Source organism: Thiocystis violacea (assembly GCF_016583565.1).
Lineage (GTDB): Bacteria > Pseudomonadota > Gammaproteobacteria > Chromatiales > Chromatiaceae > Thiorhodococcus > Thiorhodococcus violaceus_A.
Genome location: NZ_NRRF01000002.1, coordinates 75,235 through 100,357 on the forward strand (window position 1 = coordinate 75,235; position 25,123 = coordinate 100,357).

At 64.1% G+C, this 25,123-nt stretch carries 18 protein-coding genes; 8 read left to right on the forward strand and 10 right to left on the reverse strand.

The genetic code is table 11. From position 1 onward, the window contains the following. Window positions 1-25 precede the first annotated feature (25 nt). The 7 genes from CKO23_RS01145 to CKO23_RS01175 all read right to left on the reverse strand — a co-directional run bounded on the left by CKO23_RS01145 (window position 26) and on the right by CKO23_RS01175 (window position 10,144). Window positions 26-1,351, reverse strand: a complete 1,326-nt coding sequence (locus CKO23_RS01145) for a hypothetical protein (protein WP_207168382.1) — start codon at window positions 1,349-1,351, stop codon at window positions 26-28. 1 nt (window position 1,352) lies between these two features. Beyond that, window positions 1,353-2,447 (reverse strand): response regulator, encoded by a 1,095-nt coding sequence (locus CKO23_RS01150; RefSeq protein ID WP_200327906.1) that lies wholly within the window; start codon window positions 2,445-2,447, stop codon window positions 1,353-1,355. 4 nt (window positions 2,448-2,451) lie between these two features. After that, window positions 2,452-5,631 (reverse strand): response regulator, encoded by a 3,180-nt coding sequence (locus tag CKO23_RS01155; RefSeq protein ID WP_200327907.1) that lies wholly within the window; start codon window positions 5,629-5,631, stop codon window positions 2,452-2,454. Between the two features lie 37 nt (window positions 5,632-5,668). Then, window positions 5,669-6,571, reverse strand: a complete 903-nt coding sequence (locus CKO23_RS01160; RefSeq protein ID WP_200327908.1) for an alpha/beta fold hydrolase — start codon at window positions 6,569-6,571, stop codon at window positions 5,669-5,671. Window positions 6,572-6,948: 377 nt separating this feature from the next. Beyond that, window positions 6,949-7,359 (reverse strand): YMGG-like glycine zipper-containing protein, encoded by a 411-nt coding sequence (locus tag CKO23_RS01165; RefSeq protein ID WP_200327909.1) that lies wholly within the window; start codon window positions 7,357-7,359, stop codon window positions 6,949-6,951. A gap of 511 nt (window positions 7,360-7,870) precedes the next feature. Further along, window positions 7,871-8,752: a metal ABC transporter solute-binding protein, Zn/Mn family gene (locus CKO23_RS01170; protein ID WP_200327910.1), complete on the reverse strand. Its 882-nt coding sequence runs from the start codon at window positions 8,750-8,752 to the stop codon at window positions 7,871-7,873. Between the two features lie 165 nt (window positions 8,753-8,917). Continuing rightward, the gene (locus CKO23_RS01175) at window positions 8,918-10,144 is read right to left on the reverse strand and encodes an LbtU family siderophore porin (RefSeq protein ID WP_200327911.1); all 1,227 of its coding nucleotides are present in this window, start codon (window positions 10,142-10,144) and stop codon (window positions 8,918-8,920) included. 715 nt (window positions 10,145-10,859) lie between these two features. Here CKO23_RS01175 and CKO23_RS01180 point away from each other — a divergent pair. Then, on the forward strand, window positions 10,860-13,253 hold the full coding sequence (locus CKO23_RS01180; RefSeq protein ID WP_200327912.1) for a phosphoketolase family protein: 2,394 nt from the start codon (window positions 10,860-10,862) through the stop codon (window positions 13,251-13,253). 111 nt (window positions 13,254-13,364) lie between these two features. Here CKO23_RS01180 and CKO23_RS01185 read toward each other — a convergent pair whose 3' ends face one another. Beyond that, complete coding sequence (locus CKO23_RS01185) at window positions 13,365-14,330, reverse strand: HAD family hydrolase (RefSeq protein WP_200327913.1); 966 nt, start codon at window positions 14,328-14,330, stop codon at window positions 13,365-13,367. Window positions 14,331-14,651: 321 nt separating this feature from the next. Here CKO23_RS01185 and CKO23_RS01190 point away from each other — a divergent pair, with 321 nt between their 5' ends. Continuing rightward, window positions 14,652-15,905 carry a hypothetical protein gene (locus tag CKO23_RS01190; protein ID WP_200327914.1) on the forward strand — a complete coding sequence of 418 codons (1,254 nt, stop codon included), beginning with the start codon at window positions 14,652-14,654 and terminating at the stop codon, window positions 15,903-15,905. Between the two features lie 296 nt (window positions 15,906-16,201). Then, window positions 16,202-16,807: a hypothetical protein gene (locus CKO23_RS01195; RefSeq protein WP_200327915.1), complete on the forward strand. Its 606-nt coding sequence runs from the start codon at window positions 16,202-16,204 to the stop codon at window positions 16,805-16,807. Window positions 16,808-16,963: 156 nt separating this feature from the next. Here CKO23_RS01195 and CKO23_RS01200 read toward each other — a convergent pair whose 3' ends face one another. Then, on the reverse strand, window positions 16,964-17,404 hold the full coding sequence (locus tag CKO23_RS01200; RefSeq protein ID WP_200327916.1) for a hypothetical protein: 441 nt from the start codon (window positions 17,402-17,404) through the stop codon (window positions 16,964-16,966). Window positions 17,405-17,833: 429 nt separating this feature from the next. Between CKO23_RS01200 and sufB the strand changes: the two genes are divergently transcribed. The 4 genes from sufB (at window position 17,834) to CKO23_RS01220 (ending at window position 21,871) form a co-directional block, all read left to right on the forward strand. Further along, complete coding sequence (gene sufB, locus CKO23_RS01205) at window positions 17,834-19,279, forward strand: Fe-S cluster assembly protein SufB (RefSeq protein WP_200327917.1); 1,446 nt, start codon at window positions 17,834-17,836, stop codon at window positions 19,277-19,279. A gap of 22 nt (window positions 19,280-19,301) precedes the next feature. Further along, window positions 19,302-20,057, forward strand: a complete 756-nt coding sequence (gene sufC / locus CKO23_RS01210; protein ID WP_200327918.1) for a Fe-S cluster assembly ATPase SufC — start codon at window positions 19,302-19,304, stop codon at window positions 20,055-20,057. Next, a complete protein-coding gene (sufD, locus tag CKO23_RS01215; protein ID WP_200327919.1) occupies window positions 20,054-21,373 on the forward strand; it encodes a Fe-S cluster assembly protein SufD in 1,320 nt (439 codons plus the stop codon). Before sufC ends, sufD begins: the two co-directional genes overlap by 4 nt. Before the next feature lie 93 nt (window positions 21,374-21,466). Continuing rightward, entirely contained in the window at window positions 21,467-21,871 is a 405-nt protein-coding gene (locus CKO23_RS01220; protein WP_200327920.1) for an SUF system Fe-S cluster assembly protein, read from the forward strand. 15 nt (window positions 21,872-21,886) lie between these two features. Here CKO23_RS01220 and CKO23_RS01225 read toward each other — a convergent pair whose 3' ends face one another. Beyond that, window positions 21,887-23,077: an alkaline phosphatase family protein gene (locus CKO23_RS01225; RefSeq protein WP_200327921.1), complete on the reverse strand. Its 1,191-nt coding sequence runs from the start codon at window positions 23,075-23,077 to the stop codon at window positions 21,887-21,889. A gap of 892 nt (window positions 23,078-23,969) precedes the next feature. Between CKO23_RS01225 and CKO23_RS01230 the strand changes: the two genes are divergently transcribed. Then, on the forward strand, window positions 23,970-25,004 hold the full coding sequence (locus tag CKO23_RS01230) for a hypothetical protein (RefSeq protein WP_200327922.1): 1,035 nt from the start codon (window positions 23,970-23,972) through the stop codon (window positions 25,002-25,004). Window positions 25,005-25,123 lie beyond the last annotated feature (119 nt).

Here is a 25,123-nt window from a genome sequence, read left to right on the forward strand (position 1 = left end):
GCTTCATGGTTTCAGGGCCTCAACGTCAGAAGGTGAGGCTGTAGGAGAGTGAGAAGACGTTGATCTGCCGTCCGCCGCTGTCCTCGTCCGCTGGCGAATTGACGAAGCTGGACAGTCGTCCCGTGCGGGTGTGCATCCACTCCGCTTTGATCTTGCTCGTCGGCGACAGGCTGTAGGAGGCGCCGACCGCGATGGATTGCTGATCGTAGGGACTCAGCAGGTCGGACCCGGCGCGCTGTGAGCGATTGATGGCCTCGGCCCCGCTGATCGAGTTGGGGATCTGGTTGTCGTTCAGCGCATCCGTGAGGTCCAGCGCGTCCTCGCTCGAACGGATGTAGGCCCAGTAGACGTAGGGTGTCCAGCGTCCGATGTCCTTGAGCAGTGCCAGATAGGCGGCGCTGGTATCTGGCCCGATGGTGGCGTTGCTGAGCCGGCGCCGGCCGTATTCGCCGACCAGACGGAAGTCTTGTGGTAGGGCGATCTCGGCCCCCAGGGTCAGGACATAGAGTTCCAGCGTGTCGACGGTGGGGACGCCGGGGCCTGGCATCGTGTCCGCGATCTGGTAATAGCCGATTCCGGGCAGGATGGTGACGAATGGCAGGGTCTTGGGTATGGGGCCGGCGTCCGCTCTCGCATCCGCGCGGTGCAGGCCGATGCGATAGATGTTCTCGCCGTCGCGCAGCGATGCCACCAGTCCGACCATGTCCATCGTGAATCCCAGGAACAGGCTTCCGCTTGTCAAGTCGGGCTCAAGGCCTTCGCGCAGGTAGTAGCGCCATTCGGTGTCGGCTCGGCCGAGATAGCCATCGAGTGTCCACTCGCGATCGCCGTCCAACCAGGTCTTGGTGAAGGACAGCCCCGTGACATCCGTCGTCGGCAGGAGCGAGTAGACCTCGGTCGGGAGCCGGGCGAAGTCGAAGGTGACCCCGACATCGCTGTTCGCCGAGTAGAGCAGCAGCGGCAGCCGGAGCTTGCCGGCGCGCAGCAGCAGATCGTTGCTGGGCCGCCAGGACAGAAAGGCCCAGGTCAGGGTCGGCTTCCAGGCGTTTTCGTCGTTGGTTGCCGGGGCGAACTCGCCTTGGAGCGTGACACGCCAGGCGTCGCTGAGATCGGCATCCATCTGGACGCCAATCAGCGAGTCGGGATTCAGCGTCCCGCCGTCGTCGATGTATCGCTGGTAGATGAAGTCCTGATCCGAGACGGCGCCGCCCAGGGTGCCGAAACCAGAGAGGGTGGTCTCGGCGAGGACGGCGATCGGGCTGAGTGCGAGCCAACCGGCTAAGCCGAGCCAGACCATCGCGGTCTGGGCGGTGGGACAGATGCTGGGTCGAGATCTCCGTGGGCGCTTCATGTCAATCATCTGCCAACCTGGCTGCGATCCGCGCGAATTCCCCTTCCAGGGCCATGAAGGCATCGACGATGTCCGGGTCGAAGTGACTTCCCCGGCCCTTCGCGACGAGTGCCAGCGTTTCGGCGTGGCTGAACGGCGGCTTGTAGGGTCGTGGCGAGCGCACGGCGTCGTAGACGTCGGCGACCGCCATCAGTCGTGCCGAGAGCGGGATCGCATTGCCGCTCAGACCGTCTGGATAGCCGCTGCCATCCCAGCGTTCGTGATGATGGCGCGTGATCTGGGAGGCGAAGCGCAAGAGTGGGTTGTCTTCACCCATGGACTTGCGCGCCTGCTCCAGGATCTCGAAGCCGCGGATGGCGTGGGTCTTCATGATGGCAAACTCATCGGGGTCGAGACGGCCGGGTTTGAGCAGAACCTGGTCGGGGATCGCAACCTTGCCGATGTCATGCAGCGGGGCCGCCTGCGCGATCTGGTCCAAGGTCGTGGCGGTCAGCTCCGGCTGATGCAGACCGCGTTGCAGCAGCCAGTCGCCCAGCAGACGCACGTATTCCTGAGTTCGGTGGATGTGGTTGCCGGTGTCTTCGTCGCGGAACTCGGCGAGCGAGACCATGACGTGGATGGCCGCGGTTTGGAGCTTCAGAACCTGCTCGACTCGGCGGTCGACCTCCTTCTGCAGCCAGGCGCTCTGGTCCTCCATGAAGTCCTGCCAGCGCTTGATCTCCAGATGGGTCTTGGTCCTGGCTAGCACGATGGAGGGGGTGAGCGGCTTGTGAATGTAGTCCACGGCGCCGACCTCGAAGCCGATCCGCTCGTCCTCGATGTCCATGGCAGCCGTGACGAAGATCACTGGGATGCGCGCGGTGGCAGGGTTGGCCTTGAGTCGACGGCACACCTCAAAGCCGTTCATGCCGGGCATCATGACATCGCAGAGGACCAGGTCCGGTGGCGACTGGTTGGCCAGGTCCAGCGCGCGCTGGCCATTGTTGGCCATCTTGACGCGATAGTCGGCCTTGAGGATCTGGGCGAGTAGGCTGAGATTGGCGGGCGTGTCGTCCACCACCAGCACTGTGGGGCGCTCGGTGCCTGGGTTGAGCATGACGTCAGCCTGCCTCCTGGGTGTCGTTCAGTGATTCCAGCAGCATGAGGGCGTTGTCGAAGTCGAAACTGTCCATGGCATGCTTGATCCGCTGCAGGGTGGCGAAGGGTAGCCGCTGGGCGAAGGCATCGGCATGCTCGCGCCAGAGATCCGCGGCCTCGATATCGCCCTCGGCCAGCAGCGCCCGGATGCGCTGGAGGTGCTGCGCGGCCTCTTCGGGCGAGGTCGGCGTGGTCGTCGGCTCGGCCGGCGCGGGTTCGTTCAGCGCGCGCAGCTGATCCAGGATCGGCTGCAGGACCTCGATGAGGTCACTCAGCTTGTTCGCGGCGCCGGCGTCCTCCGACTTGGCGCATTGCTCCATGGCGAGCGCGGCGGTGGCGACCGCGTCCATGCCCAAGGTGCCGGCCAAGCCCTTCAAGGTGTGGGCATAGCGCATCGCCTGCTCCCAGTCGCGGTTGTCCAGATGGCCTTGCAGCGTGGTCTGCGTTGCTCGGTATTGAGTGCGGAACTTGAGCAGCAGATCCAGGTAGAGCACGCGGTTGCCGCCCGTGCGCATGAGGCCGCGCTTGGTGTCCAGGCCAGGAATGCGAGGCAGGTCATCGGCTGCTGCCGCCGTGCCGGGAAGAGTCTGCGTTGCGGCGCCCGTCGCTGGCCGGTCGGCGCCGCTGTGATAGCGCGCGAGGAGGGCGTAGAGATCCGCGGGATCGAAGGGCTTGGCCAGATAGCCCTGCATGCCAAGATCCAGCCCACGCTGGCGCTCCTCCGACATGGCGTGCGCCGTCATGGCGATGATGGCCAGCTCGGCATGGCGCGGGTCGGCACGCAGCCGGGCGGTCGCCTGGTAGCCATCCAGGACAGGCATCTGCAGATCCATCAAGACCAGGGCGTAGTGATCCGCTGGGAGCATGGCGAGCCTGCTCAGTGCCTCGGCGCCGTTGTTGGCGACATCCACCTCGACGCCGCGGTTGCGCATCAGCTCAACGGCAAGTTGCTGATTGAGGGCGTTGTCTTCCACCAGGAGCACGCGCATGCCCGCGATGTCGTCATGCGTGTCCGTGGCGTGCGTCCGCGGGCTTGGCGCATCGGGGTCGGAGAGGCGCCTGACCCGCTCGTAGAGGAGCCCCGGCATGATGGGCTTGGCGAGGAAATCGGTGGCGCCGAGCGCCTGCGCATGTTCGCGGATCGCACCGAGGTCGTAGGCGGAGACGATGATGCTGTTGCGCGGGGCGGGGACGCCGCGCTCGCGCAGCCGTTGCAGGACACCGCTGCCGTCCATGTCCGGCATCAGCCAGTCGAGCAGGAGTAGGTCGTAGGGGGCGCCGGCCGACCAGGCCGAGGCGATACGCTCGACGGCACAGACGCCGTTTGCGCACTGATCGACACGCGCGATGTTGAGTTGCCCCAAGAGATCGGCGAGGACGGCGCGGGTCGCTGGATAGTCGTCGACCAGCAAGGTCCGCAGCTCGGTGAACTCTGAGAGCGCCGGCGCTGGCTTCAGTGGCTCGGCGACGCGCGCAAAGCGGAGTCTGAAGTCGAAGGTCGAGCCCCTATCCGGGGTGCTGCGAACCTCGAGGTGTCCGCCCATCATATCGACCAGTCGTTTGGAAATGACGAGCCCGAGTCCGGTGCCGCCGTACTTGCGGGTGGTCGAGCCGTCCGCCTGGGTGAACTCCTCGAAGAGCCGGGCGAGCTGCTCCTCGGTCATCCCGATGCCGGTGTCTTCGACCGCGAAGTGCACCAGGGCCTCGTCCTGATCCTGGCGCTGCATCTCCAACACCAGGCGCACGTGCCCCTTGTCGGTGAACTTGACGGCATTCGAGAGGAGGTTGACGAGCACCTGGCGCAGGCGCAGCGAGTCGCCGATCAGCTCGCCGCCCTCGCGGACCATCCAGAGGTCGCGGGCGTCGAACAGCAGCTCGATGTCCTTCTCCTGGGCGCGCTGCTGGACCAGCAGCAGGGCCTCGCTGACCACCTGTTCGAGTTGAAAGGGCGCTGCGTCGAGCTCCATCCGGCCGGCCTCGACCTTGGAGAAGTCCAGGACGTCGTTCAGGATGCCGAGAAGTGACTGGGCCGCCGACTGTGTCTTGGTGAGATAGTCGCGCTGCTGCGCGGTCAGCTGGGTTCCAAGCGCCAGGTGCAGCATGCCGATGACGGCGTTCATCGGCGTGCGGATTTCGTGACTCATGTTCGCCAGGAAGCGGCTCTTGGCCTGGGTGGCGGTCTCGGCCTTGGTCCGTGCGGCCTCCAACTCTTGCCGCACCGCCTCGCGCTGGCGAATGTCCGCGGCAATGGCGCGCGCCATGTCGTCGAGGATGCCTCCCAGCACCTTGAGTTCCTCCACCCCGCCGAGCCTGCCGACTCGGGCGTCGTAGCGACCCTCGGCAAGCTGGCCCGCGGTGTTGCGCAGGCTGCGCATCGGGCGCAGTACGTGACTCATGATGACGCTGATGCCGATGCCGACCAGCAGGAACATGAGCAGCAAGCCGATGCCCGAGGCCCAGATCCAGTCCTGGAGTCGGGCGCGGGCGCGCGTCAGCTCGGCGCCCGTGCGCTGGTCGACGAGGGCCACCAGGGACTCGATGGCCTCGGACAGCCGCAGCCGGCGGGTGTAGTAGTCGCGGCTATCGATCAGTGCTCTGGCGAAGGCGCGGTCGGGCTCGCCATCGGAGACGAACTCCCGCGCGACCGGGTCGTAGAGGCCCTGGGTGGCGGCAAAGGCGATCTGCTCGACATCCTTGAGCGCCTCGTTCGCCGCGAAGACCTGTCCGAGTGCGGCGAGCTCGAGGTCGTTGAAACCGAGGGAGCGCATCCGATCCTGTAAGGATCGGCGCACGCCCTCCGCGGGCAGGGCATGCTCGACCTCGCCCGCGATGACCTTCTCCCAATAGATCATGGCGTTGTTGACTGGGAGCGCGGGCTTCTCGCCTTCGCGAATGCCGAGGATGTCGTAGTAGTAGAGCAGGAAGCGCGGATCCGCCGTGTTGGCATAGAGGCTTACGAGCCGGCCGAGCAGCTCGGATTCCTGGCGCAACGCCTCGACCAGTGTCAGGGCGCGCTGGCGATGCTCCTGGGCCTCGCTCAGCAGGGTGTGGGATTTGGAGACGAGCAGGGTGAAAGCGCCGTTGATGCCCAGCATGAGCAGCAGCGCGATCGAGAAGACGGCGGATAGACGGCTGAGCCTCACCTTGCTCTGGACTCCCTGTGCTCAGAGGCGCGGCGGTTCAGCCGCTGGGGGCGAGCCGACTGGCCTCCAGTAGGAAGCCCTGGATGGCCGTCAGGAAGGCGTCCGGGCACTCCTCTTGGGGGAGATGGCCGCAGTCCGGGATGACGGCGAGACTGGCGCCCGGTATCTCAGAGGCCAGGCGGCGGCTTTCGTCCGGTTTGACGGCGCGATCGTGCTCGCCGGTGATCACCAGCGTCGGGACCCCGATGCGCCCTAGCTGTCCGTCCAGATGGAGCCGCCGGGTCGCCAGGAAGAGTTCGAAAAAGGCCTGGTCCCAAGGCCCCAGCATGAACTCCTGCTTGTAGGTCTGGATGACGGTGCCCGGCAGCCGTTCCTGGTGGTGCCAGAACTTGCGGATCGCCTTGTCGTAGAGCCGGACGATCATCAGTTTCATGATCCGCGAGAAGAGCGGGCGCAGCCCCTTCATCATCGCCAGCACGGGCGCCGGGACCTCGCTAGTCGCATAGCCGCTGAAGATCATGGCGCCGACCAGCACGAGTGCCCGCACCCGCTGCGGATGGCGCAGGGCGGTCAGCACGGCAATGGTTCCGCCGGTCGAGCTCCCCACCAGCACGGCCTGCTGGAAACCCAGTGCCTCGATCAGGTGTGCAACCAGGTCGGCTTGGGCGTCCGCGCTGTAGGGCGATGGGTCGGTTGCCTGGGGCAGCGGTCGCGAGGTGAGTCCGCACACCGGGCGATCGAAGGCGACGACGGTTGCCTGCTGGGCGAGCGGCTGAGTGACCTCGCGCCATGATCTCAGGCTCAGGAAGCTGCCGTGCAGCAGCAGGATCAAGGTCGGCCCAGACCCGAAGCGCTTGTAGTGGAGTCGGAAGCCATCGACCTCGACGAAGAGGCTGTCCGGCTCGGCGAATTGGGCCTGATAGGGCGGGTTGGTTTCCATGAGTGCGGGGTCTCCCTGGTGTCGGAGGCGCGATGGGGGTGCGCCCACCGCAGCGCTGGTCAGTGTAGCAAAAGCATCTGAGCCACCTGCGTTGAATCGCCGCGAAAAGGGTGCGGATCATCACGGAGTGCGAACGTGGTTGGCCGCATCATGGCGCAAAGCCCGACTTCTCGCCATGGACCCGCGCCCGAGCCGCTCGCGGCGGCGGATTCATGGTGTGGATGTCCGCTGTTTGTCAGGACGACGGCAGGTCGGGCTGATGGATATCGGCGCGAACGGGGGCGGGACGGTGCCCCGCCGCCTCGGTTCGCCAGCTCGGAGACTGCGAGCGGGGCCGAGGCGAGAGGCTGCTTGGTGCGCTGAGTCCGCGATGGGCCTCAGCGGTAGTTGAGGTAGGACTGGATGCAGTTGTTGTACGTGACGTCGTAGATCTGCTGGGTGTCCTGCAGGCTGCCCTGGCTCAATGCCGCTCCGGTGGCGGCGCCGGCGACTGCCCCGGCCCCGGCCATGTCCTGCGTCTTGGGCCGACCCGGACCACCGGGGCCACCTGGACCGCCAGGACCACGCGGCCCGCGTGGGCCTGGGCCATGTCCGCCGCCACTGGGGACGTTGATCTGATTGCCGATCACGGCGCCGGCGATGGTTCCCACGGCCGTGAAGGCAACCTCCTTGGTGACGTTGTCCTGCTTGGCCTTGTCAGCCGCGGCATAGGCCTGCTGGCGGCAGGCGTTTTCCTCGCCGGGCGAGACACCGCCGCTGCCAATCTGGGCCGGGTAGGTAGGCATCATGGGGGTCGCCTGCATGCCGGAGCAGCCCGCGAGTAGGGTTGAGCTCAATGAGGCTGCAATCAGGATGCGCGATGATCGACTTCTGCTAAGCATTCAATGCTCCTTTCATTCTTGATGGATTCTGATCCCGCGGACGCAGTGCTTTCGCTCCTAATGCGCGTTGGCTCCGATTGTGACCGCGCACCTGGCGCGGACAACCGCTCTCGTGCCCAGTCTCTTCTCCACGCTGTCGAAGACTGCGCGAGATTTGTGTGACCAATGAAGTGTTAATAAAAATAACAGTTTACGAGTGGTTGGCCGTGCCTGGCCCGTATTCTACGCGGGCTTTGGTGGCTGTCAACGCGACGCAGGCCCCCGAATCCGGGGTCTGTATCGGCGCTTCCCGCCCGCGGCGGCGATGCGGTGCCGTCGCCCCGAGGTTCGCGAGGGATATTTGGAGCTGCGCCTGGCGCCATGGCGAGAGGACCGGCTGAAGTCTCCCTCCTTTAGGCTGCTCGGCGTAGCGGCGCGGTCATCGATTGGCTGAGGCGATGAGCGCGGCCACCTTCCGCATGGTGGCGATATAGTCGGGCGCGAGGTTGTCGACGACTTCCACCCGTCCGCCGATCTCGCGCGCGATCTGCTCGGCGGCCTTCTTGGCGAACTGCGGTTGGACGAAGATGACGCGAACGTCCTCGCGGCGCGCCTGGTCGATCAGGGTGGTCAGCTGTTGTGGGCCTGGCTCCTTGCCCTCTGCCTCGATCGGGATCTGCGTGAGTCCGTAGGTGTCGGCGAAATAGCCCCACGCCGGATGGTAGACCATGAAGCGGCGGTGGCTGAGTCCGGCAAGCTCGGCCCTGATGTCGTGATCCAGTTGATCCAGCTCCGCCTTGAAGCCAGCCAACCGGGCCGCGTAGTCCGCCGCATGGGCGGGGTCGATCGCGGCGAGGGTGGCGGCGATCCGCTCCGCCATGTCGATCACCAGTGGGGGACTGGTCCAGAGATGCGGATCTTGCTCTGAGCTGGCGTGGTCGTGGTGGTCGGCGTGCGCGTCCCGAGGGTCGTCGTCATGCGCCTCCAGTTGCCGATGTCGAATGCCTTCGCTCAGATCGACGAAGTGGATCTCGGGATTGACCGCGCGGATCCGCGTCTTCCACGCCGACTCGAACGGCAGTCCGATCCCGAAATAGACGTCCGCCTTGGCGAGATGCGTGATCTGGTTGGGCGTCGGCTCATAGGCGTGCGGACTGAAGCCCGGCCTGACGAGAGCCTCGACCGCCACATGGGGTCCGCCGACGCGCTCGACGAAGGTCTGCTCGGGCAGGATGGTGACGAAGACTCGGATCGGCTCCGCTCCGAAGAGGAGGGCGGGCATGCCGAGCAGGGCAATGAACAGGATGAAGCGCTTGCGCATCGATCTTCCTCGATCGCTGGTTTCGAGTGGCTCTGCGGACGCCGTTGAGCCTGTGTCGGAAGCCGCGCGGAGCGGGGCGGCGATCGGACTTCGGGTGAGTCCGCCGTGGACGTGGGAGAACGGTCCCTGTCGGTCCGCTGTCTGCCGACCGCGTCGGAGAGTCTCCTAGAATTCGACCGCCAATTGAGCGGTGATGGTATCCGCGGACTCGCCGGTTCCGCCATTGGATTCGCTGTAGTCGCGATCGTGCGCCCATTGAAACGAGAGCGAGGTTTGCTCGAAGAGCGCGATCGACCAGCCGACCAGCCAGCGCTCTTCCGGTAGCTCGAGCGCCAGTGCCTCCTGCGTTCCTTGGTAGGCGATCGCGGCCACGGACGCGCGTCCCAGGACGGGGAAGCTGAAACCGGCTTCGATGTTCCAGGCCGCGGGTTTTGCGCCGGCACCCCGGTAGGCCAGGCTGTCGACGTCGAAGTGATCGGTGGCCGAGAGGTATTCGCCGATGAGGTTGAAGGGGCCGATGGCCGTGGAGGCGTTGAGGGTCCAGCCGCCGACGCGTCTTGTGGGATCGACGTTGAACCCGGTTGTGTCCATGCCTTCCGCGAGCTGCGCATCGAGCGCCGTGACGCGGTTGTCGTTGGTGGCGTCCTGGAGGGTGTCGGAATCGCCGAGGTCGTTGATGTAGCCGACGCCGAAGGCCCAGGCGCGCTCCTGCTCCTCATGCGCGTAGCCGAGGTTGGCGCCCCAGCTGCCGATCGTGCTCTCGCCCTCGATGCTGTTGTCACCGTTGAAGACATAGAGGCTGCCGAGGACGTCTCCCGCGACGAAGCCCACTTGCAATGCGGTCTCGCGGCTCTCGCCGATCTCGAGCGTCAGCGGGTCTGAGACCAGATTGGTCTCGAAGCTGCCGAAGGGAACATAGAGCTGACCGGCGCTCAGGAAGAATGGCGAGGCCTCGGCGTTGGCGATGCTGAGGTAGGCGACGTCGACCTCGAGGTCCGTCTCGTCCTGCTCGTAGAGGAGCGAGGCGGTGGCCTCCACCCAGTGGTTGATCTGGGCTGAGATGCCGAGTTCGAAGGTCGCGAGGACGATGTCGCTCTCGTCATCGCCTTCATAGGGTGAGACATGAAACGCCTCGACTTCGATCAACCCACCGATCATCTGGCGCAGTCCGGAGGCGCTCAGTTCCTCGCTCAATGGCTTGAGGCGCTCGGGCTCGCCCTCGGTCCTCGCCTTCCGCTCGGCGGGATCCGGCTCCTGGCGTTGTGTGTTGGCCTCCAGTTCCGCGGTACGGGATTCGAGCCGTTCCAAGCGGGTTTCCAGACTTTCGGCCGAAACGGCGGCGGGGCTGGCCATCAGCAGCGCGATTGTGGCCGTTCCGAGTGGTTTCTTCATGGGTGACTGTCTCCGAACCTGTGTATCGGGCGTCACGGCAGCGCCGTGGCGAATGCTCGATGTGAAAGAAAGCGATGTGAAAGAAAAGGCTTGAAGGATTGAGCCGTCTTAGCCGGATCTGCATTCTCGGGGGCATGGGCGGCGCATGATGCAGTCGATCGGCAATGGCGCTGCTACGCTTGGTTGATGCGATGGCCGGTTCTTGCGTGTCCCGCGTGACTCCATGATCTGTCGTGCTCTCCTTTGATGCGAATGCGAGTGACTATTATTTGCAAATAAGGCTTGGCTGTAAAGTGGTGTCTCTACTGACCTCGCGAGCGGCGATCCCGGACGCGCGTGCCGTCGGGCGCGCGACAGCCGTGCTCCAGCGTCTTGGCGGATTGCCTCTCCGCGGTTGGGTATGGGGCGTTCGTGGCGCGTCCCCAGCCAGGCTCGGCGCGCAGGTGGCGCTGATGGGCGCTGGTGCCTCGATGTCTCGAAACCTTCATGGAACAACGCATCACCGCCGCTGTCATGAAGGGTGACGGCTATCCGCGGAGCCTTAAGGGCGACTTTGCCCCTATCGGTCTGGCTCCCTGTTCGAACCCATTGACAGTGCGTCTCGGCATGGCGGCCGGGCTGGCCGTGGTCAGCTTTGGTAGCCCTTCGGTCCAGGCCCGATGGACTCCCGGTCGATGTTGGCGTTTCCTTCCACCCGATCCCAGAGGACAGCATCATGCACGCTACCGGATCCGCGTCAGACTTCCCCACAACCCCCGTCTCGCCGGATGTCTTGGCCAAGATGGACGCCTATTGGCGCGCCTGCTGCTACTTGGCCGTCGGCATGATCTATCTGCGCGACAATCCGCTGCTCAAGGAGCCGCTGAAGGAGGAGCATCTCAAGACCCGTCTCTTGGGTCATTGGGGCGCGAGTCCTGGGCTTGCCTTCATGTATGTGCACCTGAATCGCATCATCAACGCCCACCAGCAGGAGGCGATCTTCCTGGCCGGACCCGGTCACGGGGCACCCGGCGTGCTGGCTCCCGTCTATCTGGAAGGCACCTATTCGGAGATCTATCCCAACAAGAGCGAGGACGAGGAGGGGCTCAGGGCCTTCTTCAAGCAATTCTCTTTCCCCGGCGGCATCGGCTCGCACTGCACGCCGGAGACACCGGGCTCCATCCACGAGGGCGGCGAGTTGGGCTATTCCATTTCGCACGCCTTCGGTGCGGCCTTCGATAATCCGGACCTCTTGGTCGCTGTTGCCGTCGGCGATGGCGAGGCCGAGACGGGGCCGCTCGCCACCTCTTGGCATTCGAGTAAGTTCCTCAATCCGATCCGCGACGGCGCGGTTCTGCCGATCCTTCACCTCAACGGCTACAAGATCAACAACCCGACGCTCTTGTCGCGGATCCCGAATACGGAGTTGGCGGACCTCTTGCGCGGTTACGGTTGGACCCCGCACTTCGTCGAGGGCGACGACCCCATGGCGATGCACCTGGCGATGGCCGAGACGCTGGATGCCTGCTACGCGCAGATCCGCGGCTTCCAGCGCGCGGCGCGCGCCGATGGTCAGGCGAGCCGCTGTCAGTGGCCGATGATCGTTCTGCGCACTCCCAAGGGCTGGACCGGACCCGAGTCCGTCGACGGGCATAAGGTGGAAGGCTTCTGGCGCGCGCACCAGGTGCCTTTGTCGGGGATGCACAACAACCCGGCGCACCTCAAGCAGCTCGAGGATTGGATGAAGAGCTACAAGCCCGAGACGCTCTTCGATGCGACCGGGCGCCTCATCCCCGAGCTCAAGGCCCTCGCACCAGCGGGCAATCTGCGCATGAGCGCCAGCCCCCACGCCAACGGCGGCCTGCTACGCCGGGCGCTGCGCATGCCGGACTTCCGCGACTATGCCATTCCGGTCGAGGCGCCCGGCACGACACGGCACATGAACACCAAGCCGACCGGCGCCCTACTGCGCGACATCATGGCCAAGAACATGGACAATTTCCGCGTCTTCGGCCCGGACGAGAACACCTCCAACAAGCTCGACGCCATCTACGAGGTCAGCAAGAAGCTCTGGCTCTGCGACTACAGGCCCGAGGACGCCGATGGCGGCGAACTCTCACCCGACGGTCGCGTGATGGAGATGCTGTCCGAGCACACCCTCGAGGGCTGGTACGAAGGCTATGTGCTCACCGGGCGCCATGGTTTTTTCGCCACCTATGAGGCCTTCGTCCACGTCATCGACAGCATGTACAACCAGCACGCCAAGTGGCTGGCCATCTGCGAGGACATCCCCTGGCGCGCGCGCATCTCCTCGCTGAATCTGCTCATCACGTCCACCGTCTGGCGCCAGGATCACAACGGCTTCACGCACCAGGATCCGGGCTTCCTCGACGTGGTGGTCAACAAGAATCCGGAGGTCACCCGGATCTACCTCCCGCCGGACGTCAATACCCTGCTCTCGACGGTGAACCACTGTCTGCAGAGCCGCGACGACATCAACGTCATCGTCGCGGACAAACAGAGCCATCTGCAGTTTCTGGACATGGACGCGGCCATCAAGCACTGCACCAAGGGCATCGGCATCTGGGAGTGGGCGAGCAACGATCAGGGCGCGGAGCCCGACGCCGTGCTGGCCGGCTGCGGCGACATCCCGACGCAGGAGGCGCTCGCGGCCACGGCCCTGCTGCGCGAGCACTTCCCGGACATCAAGATCCGTTTCATCAATGTCGTGGATCTCTTCAAGCTGCAACCTGCGGGCGAGCATCCGCACGGTCTGAGCGATGCCGATTTCGACAGCCTTTTTACCAAGGATCGGCCCGTCATCTTCAACTTCCACGGCTACCCCTGGCTGATCCACCGGCTCGCCTATCGGCGCACCAATCACGCCCACTTCCATGTGCGTGGCTACAAGGAGAAGGGCAACATCAACACCCCGCTGGAGCTGGCGATCAACAACGAGATCGACCGCTTCAGCCTGGCCATCGACGTCATCAACCGGGTGCCGCGGCTACAGGTAGCCGGGGCGCATGTGAAAGAGAAGCTGCGCGATATGCAGATCGAGTGCCGCAACTACGCCCACGAGCACGGCATCGATAAGCCGGAGGTCGACGAATGGATCTGGCCTTTTTGAGGGCTTGAGCTGGCGGTGCGAGGCGGAGGGCGCCGCGGGTGCCTCGGTGATCGTCCCTCCGCCCGGGTGGCCATGGGCCGGCGGCGGCGCCTCTTGCCGCCGTCGCTAGGCTCAATCGTCGCCGTCGAGGTCCGCTTCCAGGTCGAGATGACGCGTCTTGTCCCTGCGCTTGGCGGGCGGAATCACCTCCATGAGCTGTCGCAGATCGGTCAAGATCCGATCCGGCGGATCCTCTGTCGTGGCGTCGCTGACAAGGTCGCGGAGTTCCGGGGCGCTGGCGTTTCCGGCGAAGAGCGCGGTCCTGAAACCCACCTCCGCGGCGGGTTTGATGTCCTGCAGGAGCGTGCTGCTGACGTAGAGGACCTCGTCGCTGAGGATCGCGAATTCGTTCTCCAGCGCGATCACAGCCTCCTCAAAGATGCGTGGCGAGGGCTTCGCCACTGCGATCTCGTGAGACAGGATGCAGGTGCTGGGCGCGAATCCGGCCGCCGCCAGAGATCGACCGACTACGGCCTCGAACATGATGGGCGTGAAGAACTGGCTGTTGGCGAGGATGCCGAGGCTGCATCCGCGCGAACGCAGGGCCGCAAGGGTCTCGGTCAGTCCTGGCATCGGCCACGGGGGATTGATGCGGCATTCCAGCTCAATGGCGAAACGCTCGACCGCCGCCGCGTCCAGCTTCTTGGGTGAGCGGTTGGTCAGGTGCGCGAGCACTTCGCGCCAGAGTGAGCGGAAATCGATCTCGGGAACGTCGATGCCTTCCGCGCGCTTGGCGGCCAAGGCGGATTCCCTCTGCTGCGAGAACACCGCGGCGGGATCGAAGTCCTGGGGGAGACGCACGTCGCTCCAGCCCGCAGCCTGCAGGGCCGACGCGAAGGCATCGACAGGCTGTGGCGCGAGGCTCAGCGCGTCCTTGGGTTGGCTGGAAACCAGGAGCGTCCCGCAGATGTCGAAGAGAACGGCCCGGATAAAGGGAAGGGATTCGGTGCGAGGCGTGATTCTGGCCGGCTGTGGGTGTCTGGGTGTGCACATCGAGCGGATGTGATCGATCAGTTGAGGTCGCGTGCTTTCGTGCATCATGCCTCCTGGTCTCGCATGTTCACTCGGGTCCGCTCGCTGTCCACGAGGCGCGGCGGATGGGGCCAATCTTCGGCGTGGCTCGGGCTCGTGATGTCATGCTTGTGGGTGGGGGGCTTATCCTTGGTCATTATGAGCATGTCAGTCGATGCGTAAAAATCAACCACGGATCGGATCTCTCTATCCGGTATGATGCACGAACAGTGCTGTTGGGCTCTAAGTCAGCCACGTTTCAACCCCATGAACGCAACCTCTTTTGTGTCGACCGTCTTGCCGGCTGACGCCCGTCGTCGGCAGCCTCTACTGCCCCGACTGGGGCGGATGCTTCTCATTGCGTTGACGCTTCCGCTGCTTGGGTGTGGCTCCCTGCCAGAGGTGAGTCGCGACCCCGCGGCGGCTGACGGTGCCGGTTTCAGGGAGGCACCGAAGCCACCTGCGGCGGACCTTGGCGCCGCCGACGAGGCGATCTCGCCCATGCGTCCCGTGTCGACGGCGGTGCGCGATCCGGCGCAATCGCTACGGGTTGGCGCGGGCTCCTATATCTATAGTCATGATCCGCGTCAGCTCGAACGCGAAGTGTCGCAGGCCTGTGAGGGCGCACGCAGCCGTGGTGAGTCGGAGATCCTGCGCGCATTGGTCGCCGATCTCGACTTCTCCGCCGTCCATCCGGCCGCTGCGACGCAAGCCCTTTTGAAGGGCAATTGCGGGGGCGTCAGCGACGTGGTGGAGGAAATGGTCGCCCAGGGCGGACGAGAGGCGCTGGATGCCGTGGTCGAACGTGCCCGCATGATCGAGGGCGAGCGGGCCAGTCGTCAGATCGAGTCGGCCGCGGCGGCCGGATTGGCCCGTCGCACTGGACTGGCCGAGGTCGAGCAGGGTCTCGCCCAGGAGGATCCGCCCTCCTATGGCATGCTCTACTTCCCCTCCGTGGCGGAGGGCAGCAAGCTGGTCACGGCCGTGGCGCTCAACCGGCTCTACGAGGAGGCGATCCCCGGTTATGGGATCTACACCTTCGTGCTCTCCGGGCGCGGTTTCACGCATCCGCGCGGGGAGGACGTGGCGCGCTACAGCGAGTTCTTCCGGATGCTCGAAACCTATGTTTCGGCGGCCGACGGCGAGGACGGTGGGCCGAGCGCCGAGGCGCACGTCTTCCTGGTTCCGATCAACCCGGAGCGGATCGGCACGCCGCTCGTCGATCAGTCGGCCGCGGACCTTGCCGACGTCATGCGCCGCCACCTCATCCAGACCTTGCGTCACGAGGGTCACCGCGCCTTGGCCGCCCGCCTGGACAAGGGCGCCGGGCCTTTTCTGGTTGCGACCTTGGAGCCCAGCCTGTTGCCGTCCGATTCGACCGTGCCCTGGCTGATCACGGATCTTTCGGATCTGGGGCCCGAGAATGTCTATGGTGTCGTCGATGCCTTCGATCGGCCCATTCCGGCCGAGATGAGCGGCCGGCCGGAGAGTCTGTCCTTGATCCGCGAACGTCTGCTCGGGTTGCCCGTCAGGGCTGCCGGCAATCAAGGCGTCAAGGTGGATGCGAGCACCTGGGTCTTCATGCTCGGTGACTTCGCCTAGCGCCTGGTCGACTGGGGGCGGCTCTCTCGCGTGCGCCGCCGATCAGGCTTGGTCGGTTGTCTCGATGCGATGATGCCGCTCTTGAGCGTCTGGCCAGTCCTCCAGCATGCTGTCAATCCGTCGATTTTTCGGCAAGCGACCACTGCTCAATGGGGCTTGGCAATGACCACTCAGTGCTCTGGGGTGGGGCCTCGTCAGTGATTGGTCCGAGTGGGCAAGGGCTTTCCTGAGCCGATCATCCGCCGCGCTCAATGAGCGCATGCTGTCAACGCCCAAGGAGGCGATCTGATTCAGTCATGAACATCATTCCTTTTGGTCTGGGAAGCCTGGTCCGTTTTGTCATCGGCATCTTCCTCCTGCAAGGCTTGACCCTGCTCCTTGCCTATACGGCGGTGAGCACTGATTGGACGACGACATGGCCGCTCTTCGTCTTGCTGGGTGCCTCATTCGGCGTCGTCGTTGCGCTCTGGTTCAACACCATCGTCTATGCGGATCGGCACCGCGTCGTCTCCAAGGTCAGCGAGCGGTATTCCAAGGAGCGCGAGAAGATCCGCGTGCGGGCCGAGCAGCAGCGCGTCAAGGCGACCCGTGACAGCGAGCGGATGGCGGCGAAAGCGGGTCGGCGTGCCTCCGCGGGAATGAGCCTGAAGACCGGCGTCGTGGTCGGTGGGGCCGTGGGGGTCGGTGTCGCCATGATGCTCGCCCAGTTCATGACGCTGGGGCTGGTGACGCTGACGGCGGCGGGCGGCGCGGCCTTGGGCTATACGGTTCGCGCCCGTCAAGAGAAGCTCATCAGTTCAAGACGCCTGGCGGCCGAGGAGCGCGCGCTTCAGGTGATCGATGCCGCGCCGGCAAAGCGCAATTTGCCGCGGCGTAAGGATGAAGAGATCGAGGATGTCTGAGGTCGGAATCAGTGCTCATTCGAGAGCCGCGAGTCCACGCCATCATTGCGGCTCGCGCGGTGCGTCGGCTGTTCGCGGCGGATGGCGTCAGGCGGTTCCGAAAATGGCGCGCTGCAGGCCCTTATCATCCCCGCGTTCGGCATCCGGCATGTGCCATCAACTCGGCTCGCGCGGGCGCGCATCCGCGCCGGGGTCGGTCATGGGGTCTTCCTGCTCGCTGGTCGGCGTCGGTTGTGGGGTGGCGATGGGCCGACAGTCCAGAGCGCACTCTCGGAGTTCGGTTTCGCAGATGCTGACATCCGCGCCGAGGCAGCCGACCGGCTGAACGCAATAGGAACCGTAGCGCGTCTCGCAGGCCCTTCCCGATGCCTTGAATTGGCTCTGATACTGCTGACAATCCTGCTCACGTAGCAGTTGGCGTTCCTCGCACTGGCTCTTCTTCAGGTCGCACTGCGAGATGCAGGCGCTGTCCACCTCCCCCGTCGGCGGAGGTGCCGTCGTCCGCGGCATGATGCCTTCGCAGCCGGCCATGAGCACGGCGATCAGGGCGGCAGCGGTCAGGGTGACGAGGTGCGTCTTGGCAGGCGTTTTCAACATGGACGGGCTCTCCGTAAATCCTGGCGGGCACTCTACCACAGGACGACTCCGGACTCTTGGGGGGCGGGCGAGCGGCTCCGTGCAATGGGGGAACGGATGCCTCTGAGCCGAATCCGATGGTGCTCGGACCCCGTTGAGCATGTCGGCCTTTGAGCAAAGTGAAAGAGTCAGAATATAATCGGACAGTGATTCAGGAATCTCAGCTCAGGCATCCTTCTTCCAGCACGTTCTGCCGTGCCTTCGATCGCGCCTCGACGGGTGAGCGCCGCACCATCGCCGTTCAGCTTGAAATCCTGGTTTTCAGACGGAATCTGCCCCGCAGCCCGCGGGGTTCGCGTCAAACATCTCGCCTGGGGGGATTTGATTCGATCCCGAGCGGACGTATATTAATAACCTAGCAAAACACTCAGAAACACGGAGCCAGGAGCGATGACCTCAACCCAAGCCGTCGATGACATCGTCAGATCGGAGTACGAGCACGGTTTCGCCACCGAGATTGCGTCCGATACCTTGCCTCCAGGTCTCGACGAGGACGTGGTTCGCGCGATCTCCGCGCGCAAGGGTGAGCCGGAGTTCATGACCGAGGCGCGCCTCAAGGCCTACCGCCACTGGCTGACGATGACCGAGCCGCAGTGGCCGGCGGTGCACTACCCGAAGATCGACTTCCAGGCGATCTCCTATTTCTCGGCGCCGAAGCGACCGGAAGACGCGCCGAAGAGCCTCGACGAGATCGACCCGCTGCTGATCGAGACCTACAACAAACTCGGCATCCCGATCGAAGAGCAGAAGGCCCTGGCGGGGATCGCGGTGGACGCCGTCTTCGACAGCGTCTCCGTTGCGACCACGTTCCGCGCGACCCTGGCCGAGGCGGGCGTCATCTTCTGCTCCATCTCGGAGGCGCTCCACGACTACCCTGAGCTGGTGAAGCAGCATATCGGCTCGGTCGTCCCGCACACCGACAACTACTATGCGGCGCTCAATGCAGCCGTCTTCAGTGACGGCACCTTCGTCTACATCCCCAAGGGCGTGCGCTGCCCCATGGAGCTCAGTACCTATTTCCGCATCAACGCGCGGAATACCGGGCAGTTCGAGCGCACGCTCATCGTCGCGGAAGCGGGCAGCTACGTGAGCTACCTGGAAGGCTGCACCGCGCCCCAGAGGGACGAGAATCAGCTGCACGCCGCGGTCGTCGAGCTGATCGCCATGGAAGACGCGGAGATCAAGTATTCGACGGTGCAGAACTGGTATCCCGGCGACGCCCAGGGCAAGGGCGGCATCTATAACTTCGTGACCAAGCGGGGCGACTGCCGGGGGGCACGCTCGAAGATCTCCTGGACCCAGGTCGAAACCGGCTCGGCCATCACCTGGAAATACCCCAGCTGCCTGCTGCGCGGCGACGACTCGGTGGGCGAGTTCTATTCGGTCGCCGTGACCAAGGGCCGTCAGCAGGCGGATACCGGCACCAAGATGATCCACATCGGCAAGAACACCAGTTCGACCATTGTCTCCAAGGGCATCTCCGCCGGCGAGGGCCGGCAGACGTATCGGGGGCTGGTTCGGATCGGGCAGCGCGCCGCGGGCGCGCGCAATCACACCCAGTGCGATTCACTGCTCATCGGTGACCGCTGCACGGCCAATACCTTTCCTTACATCGAGGTCAAGCATCCGTCCGCGAAGATGGAGCATGAGGCGACGACCTCCAAGATCAGTGACGACCAGCTCTTCTACTGTCGCTCCCGCGGCCTGACCGAGGAAGACGCGGTGTCCATGATCGTCAACGGCTTCTGCAAGGAGGTCTTCAACGAACTCCCCATGGAGTTCGCCGTCGAGGCGCAGAAGCTCTTGAGCATCAGCCTGGAAGGCGCGGTCGGTTGAACGAATATTCGGAGTCTGAATGATGCTTTCTGTCAAAGGCCTGAGGGCCAACGTCGGCGATAAAGAGATCCTCCGCGGCCTGGACTTCGAGGTCGGCCCCGGTGAAGTGCACGCCATCATGGGGCCGAACGGCTCTGGCAAGAGCACCTTCGCGCATGTCCTCTCGGGCCGCGAGGGCTATGAGGTGACCGCGGGCTCCGTGACCTTCGAAGGCAAGGATCTGCTCGCGCTGGAGCCCGAGGAGCGCGCCCAGTTGGGGCTCTTCCTCGCCTTTCAGTACCCGGTCGAGCTGCCCGGCGTGAACAACACCTACTTCCTCAAGGCCGCGCTCAACAGCATCCGCAAGGCGCGCGGCGAGGAGGAGCTGGACGCCGTGTCCTTCCTGCGTCTCATCAAGGAGCGGCTGAAGATCCTGCACCTCGACGATTCGCTGCTGAAGCGCGCCGTGAACGCCGGTTTCTCCGGCGGCGAGAAGAAACGCAACGAGATCTTCCAGATGGCCTTGCTGGAGCCGAAGCTCGCCATTCTCGACGAGACGGATTCGGGTCTGGACATCGACGCGTTGCGCGTCGTGGCCGATGGGGTCAATGCCCTGCGCAGCGCGGAGCGCTCCATGATCGTCGTGACCCACTACCAGCGCCTGCTCGACTACATCCAGCCCGATCACGTCCACGTCCTCTCCAAGGGCCGCATCATCCGCTCCGGTGGCAAGGAGCTGGCGTTGGAGCTGGAAGAGAAGGGCTATGGCTGGATCGACGCGGAGGGCCAGGCGGCATGAACGGCGACATGCCGACGGGCTTCGCGAGCTGGCTCGCGCACGAGCGCTCCTGCGACGCGGGCATCGACTGGCTCGACGCGCGGCGGCGCAACGCGGCCGAACGTGTCCGTGAGCAAGGCGTGCCGAGCAGCAGGGACGAGGGCTGGCGTTACACCAATCTAAAGGGTCTGCTGGAGCAGGGCTTTCTGCAACCCGACGAGCCCATCACGGCACTGCAGCCGGATGATCTCGAGGAAGTCTTGGTGCCTGGTCTCGCGAGCCACCGGGTCATCCTCGTCAACGGGCGTTTCGTGCCTGAACTCTCGCTGCTGGAGGATCTGCCGCCCGGCGTGCGGGTGAGCGGGCTCGCCAGCCTCTTGGCGAGCGATCCCGACGTCTTGAAAGACAGGCTGAACGCCGTCGCGGGGGACGACCTGGCGCTGTTCGCCGCCCTCAACACCGCGGGTCTGGACGATGGCGTGGTCGCACTCGTCGATCGGGGCGTGCTCCTGGAGCGGCCGATCGAGCTGATTCACGTCTCCGTCGGCCTGGACGAGCCGCGCGTGGCGCAGCCGCGCAATGTCATCGTGCTCGGCGCTGGTGCTCAGGCGATCGTGATCGAACGCTATCTGAGTCTGGGCGATTCGCTCTATTGCACCAACTGTGTCACCGAGGTCTCGCTCGGGCGGGATGCCGTGCTGAAGCACGACCGCATTCAGACCGAAAGCCCCAGCGCCTTCCATATCTCGGGGCTCTATCTTCGGCAGGACGCCAACAGCCGTTATCTCGGTGTGAACCTGGGGCTGGGTGCCCGCTGGGCGCGAACCGATCTCAACGCCACCTTCGGCGGCGAGCATGCCGAGTGCGACCTTCAGGGGCTCTATCTGGCCGGAGACGGTCAGCTCATGGATTACCACCTGGACGTGGATCACTCCGTCCCCAACTGCGCGAGCCGTGAGAACTTCAAGGGCATCCTCTATGGCAAGGGGCGCGCGGTCTTCGATGGGCGCGTCTTCGTCGCTCAGGACGCGCAGAAGACGGATGCGGCCATGTCCAACCGCAACCTCATGCTCTCCGAGAGCGCTGAGGTGGATACCAAGCCGCAGCTCGAGATCAATGCCGACGACGTCAAGTGCAGCCATGGCACCACGGTCGGCCAGATCGAGCCCGAGATGCTCTTCTATCTAAGGTCTCGCGGGATCTCGGCCCCGCTTGCGCGACGCATGCTCTGCCTCGGTTTCGCCGGTGAGATCATCGAGCGTTTGAGCGCCGAGGCGCTGCGCGATCAGGTCTCGGAGCTGGTGGGTCAACGCCTGGAGTCTGCTCCGCTGAGTTGATTCGCGCGGGGCGATGTCGCGCGCATCGAAGTGTCGGGGTCGCACGCGATCCTGTTGTCATTGTGGCTATAGCCTGTTGTCGAGAGGTCGATCATGAACAGACTCGCTCGCTTCGCCGGTTTTGGTAGGAAGAGCGAAGAACAGGGAGAGGCGGCCGTCCTGGAAGAGGACGTAGCCGTCGAACAGATGGACCCGGAGGAGCTGCGGGAGCCCATCATTGCCTCACTGCGGACGGTCCACGACCCTGAGATCCCGGTCAACATCTACGATCTGGGCCTCATCTATCGGATCGATATCGCGGAGAACGCCGACGTGCATGTCGACATGACCCTCACCGCGCCAGGGTGCCCCGTCGCCGGAATGATGCCGCTGATGGTCAAGAGTGCCGTGGCACGGGTCGAGGGGGTCGGCGAGGTCGATGTGAGCCTCGTCTGGGATCCGCCCTGGAACCAGTCGAACATGAGCGACGAGGCGAGATTGCAGCTTGGGCTGATGTAATCGACGGGTGCCGGCTCAGGTCTCCAGCACGCAGAGCGGCACCATGAGTTCGGCCTCGCTGAGGCCGCCGTGAACGCCCACCTGTCGATGCGGCTGCTCGTTCGGCAGGCGCTCCTGAATGATGTGATTTCCCGTGGGGAGCAGGCAGTAGTCTCCGACGCGGTCCATGAATCTGGAATGCATCCGGCCCTGCCCAAAGTAGCCTTCCTCGACCAGCTGCCGGCTCGGAATCAGGTCGATTAGCCCCGCGAGTTCCTCCCGGCAGTAGGATTCGAACCGTCGCACCGCGTCCGGTCGCACATAGCAGTAGGCCGCTCGCGGCTCTCCGCACAGCGGCAGGAGCAGGCACTCGGCGAGATCCGGATGCTCGGCCAGGTCGATGACGTCCGATGCCTGGGTATCCAGCTGGCCATGATCGGCGCAGACGAGCATCAGGGTGTCCGTCCCCTTGGCGGCGACGAGAAAGTCTCCGAGCGCCTGATCCAGCTCGATCAGGTGTGCCTGAGCCGCGTCGCTCTCCATGCCCATCGCGTGCCCGATGCTGTCCAGCTTGGGCCAGTAGAGATAGAGGAAGCTGGGGGCGGGCGAGGGGCGAGCACGTCCCCAGCGCGGAGCGGGTCGAATCACACGCAGACACTGCCGAAACATCTGCTCCAGCGTTTCGAAGGTCAGGATTTCAGCTCCTCCTGTGTGGGCCAGGTTGAAGTCTGAATGGGCGATGAAGGCAGGTGAAACCGCAATACCGCGCGTGCGGATGCGCTCGAAGACCGAGGTATTGCCGAACAGAGCCCGGGCATCGATTCCGGCTCGCCGGTAGGGCACACCGCCATAGCGTGGCACGCCCGGCAGGACGGTCATGACGCACCCCAACTCGCGCAGGTAGGTGAACCAGCCGGTCAGGCCGTGTTGGAGCGGGGCATCGCCGGTGAGATAGGTTGGGATCGCTGCAGCCGTCGTCGAGGGAAAGACCGAGGTGATGGCACCGCGCACGGATTGCCCCAGCAAGGTGTCGGATCCACGCCGCGCGAGCCAATCCGCCCCCAAGCCGTCAATGACAAGCAGGACGATGTTGGTCGCATGCGCCAGGTCGTGGATCGGCAGCAGATCCAAGGGCGGGCTGTCCGGTTGGCCGCCGCGGCCCCCGATGATGCTGCTCATGAGGTTGACGATCCCGCCGCCCTGATAGTCCGGTTTGGCGCTCGTCATTGCGAGGCGGCCCCGCCGAGCAGGATGGCGCCGCGGGGATAGCCGACGTCGAGATCTTGCGATGAAACCCTGGTTGGGCGGAGCCTGCCGCGTGACATAGGCGATCCTCCGTTGTCTTGAGTCCGATCGAGACTGGCGCCTGGTTGAGACCGGAATCTGATCGAGGCGAAAGGAGTAGCACAAATCGCCAGAGTCTACCAAGGACATCCGGGTAGTCCTTTCTCTTGGGCGATCGCGGATTCCGGGGCGCGGCGCTCTCCAACGTTGCTTTTGTCCCATTCGCCCCGCCTCCCGACACGCCACTCCTTCATCTCGGTAAGATGCGGTATCGTCCTGCCACCGAGGTCGTGCTCTCGAAGGTCTCGTGCCCATGGACGGCGTCGAGCAAGGCGGCGGCCGCTTGGGTAGGGCAGGCACACCGCCATCTAGGGACCGTGCTGGGTTTGGGACTCGCGCTTGTATCGATCCTCGCGATAGTGGTTGGCAGAACCCGGCGGATGCTGGGGGCATGGCCCTCTGCGTATCTTTGCTCGGGGTGGGGCTCGGTGGCGGATTGGCCCCTTGGGCTGGGGGTTGCCGCTGGCGCCAGGATCGTGGTCGTCGCCGACGAGGTCATCCCGGAGACGGGCTGCGATGATCATCAGACTCCGGCGACGCAGGGACTGATGGCTGGCTTCGTCCCGATGATGGTTCTGGCCGCGAGAATCGGTTGAGGTTTGCGCATCGCCCCTATCCTTGAGCTCCTGGCGCCCCGCTTTGGGGCCTTCTGCGTTCGCGAGAGTCTGCTCGATCTTCAGTGCTCGATCTTCAGTGACTGGATGGCGAGCTTCACATTGAGATTACGGTCGATCTTGGCACTGCTTCTTGGTGCGCTGAGACGTTTGGACGCGATATGAAAGAATTGTGGATTCATGCGGGTATGCCGAAAAGTGGTTCATCCGCTTTGCAGGTGTTTTTTGCGAGAAACAGGACGCTTCTTCTGTCTGAAGGGGTCGATTATCTTGAGTTGAGCGATTTGAGTCGGGCTGAGAAGGGCGGCATCACATCCGGCAATGCGGGGTCTTTGTCGAGGTCGATGTTGCGCGAGTCGGACGAGGGCTATCTTCAAGATAACGGAGCGTCTTATGGTCTGTTGATCGAGCGTATTCAGGCATCAGGTTCGGCGAAGTGTCTTGTTTCATCCGAGTTCTTTTCTTTCGTCGGTGAAGATGCCTATCGCGAACTGCTTGATGATCTGGCGAACATAGAGTGTCGATGTAAGTTCATCTATTACGTCAGAAGGCAGGATCAAGCATTGATTTCCGGTTATATGCAGAGAGTCAAGCGTCATCGCTTTAAAGGTTATCCGGAAGATTTCGTCAAGGGCGCCTATCGGAACAATAGGCTGTTGAACTACTACGATATGGCGCGGCGTTTTGAGGGCGTCTTTGGCGAAGGGAATGTCATCGCCGGTGTTTACGAGTCGACAAGGAAGCACCCACGAGGTCTTGCGGGTGATTTCCTAGAACGGATGTTTGGCGTTTGTCCGCAATGGCTTAGGCCGCAGCCATCGGTGAATACGAGCCCGTCACCCGCGGAGCTCAAGCTTCTGTTGCTTGCGAACCAATATACTCCAAGGATGAGGTTCTCGGACATCTTGCTGAATAATAGTGCGTTGACGGGGCGTTCTGAGGAATATGCAACGCACGATATATTGGCGCCGGAGCTGGTGAAAGAGATCTTGGCGTATTTCTCTGAGCAGAATGCCTTATTCGCGACTTGCTATGCGAACGGTGAGGCGTTTCCAGCGTACGAAGAGGCGGGTTATGTGGATTTGAGGCATCTATCGTTCGACGCCAATGATCTAGTGTCTATCATCACGGGATTCTTGGTGCATTTCGACCGACGTCTTGGTCAATTGGAAGACAGGGTGAGTAAACTGTCTTGAAGGCGCGCCCTGTCAATTGCGCGCGGCCGCTGTTTCGCTGTGCCGCGTCCTTGCGGCCGATCGGCGACCCTTGCAATCAAGGCTCTTCCAGGTCGCGTGATCGCTCGTCCGAGCACGGG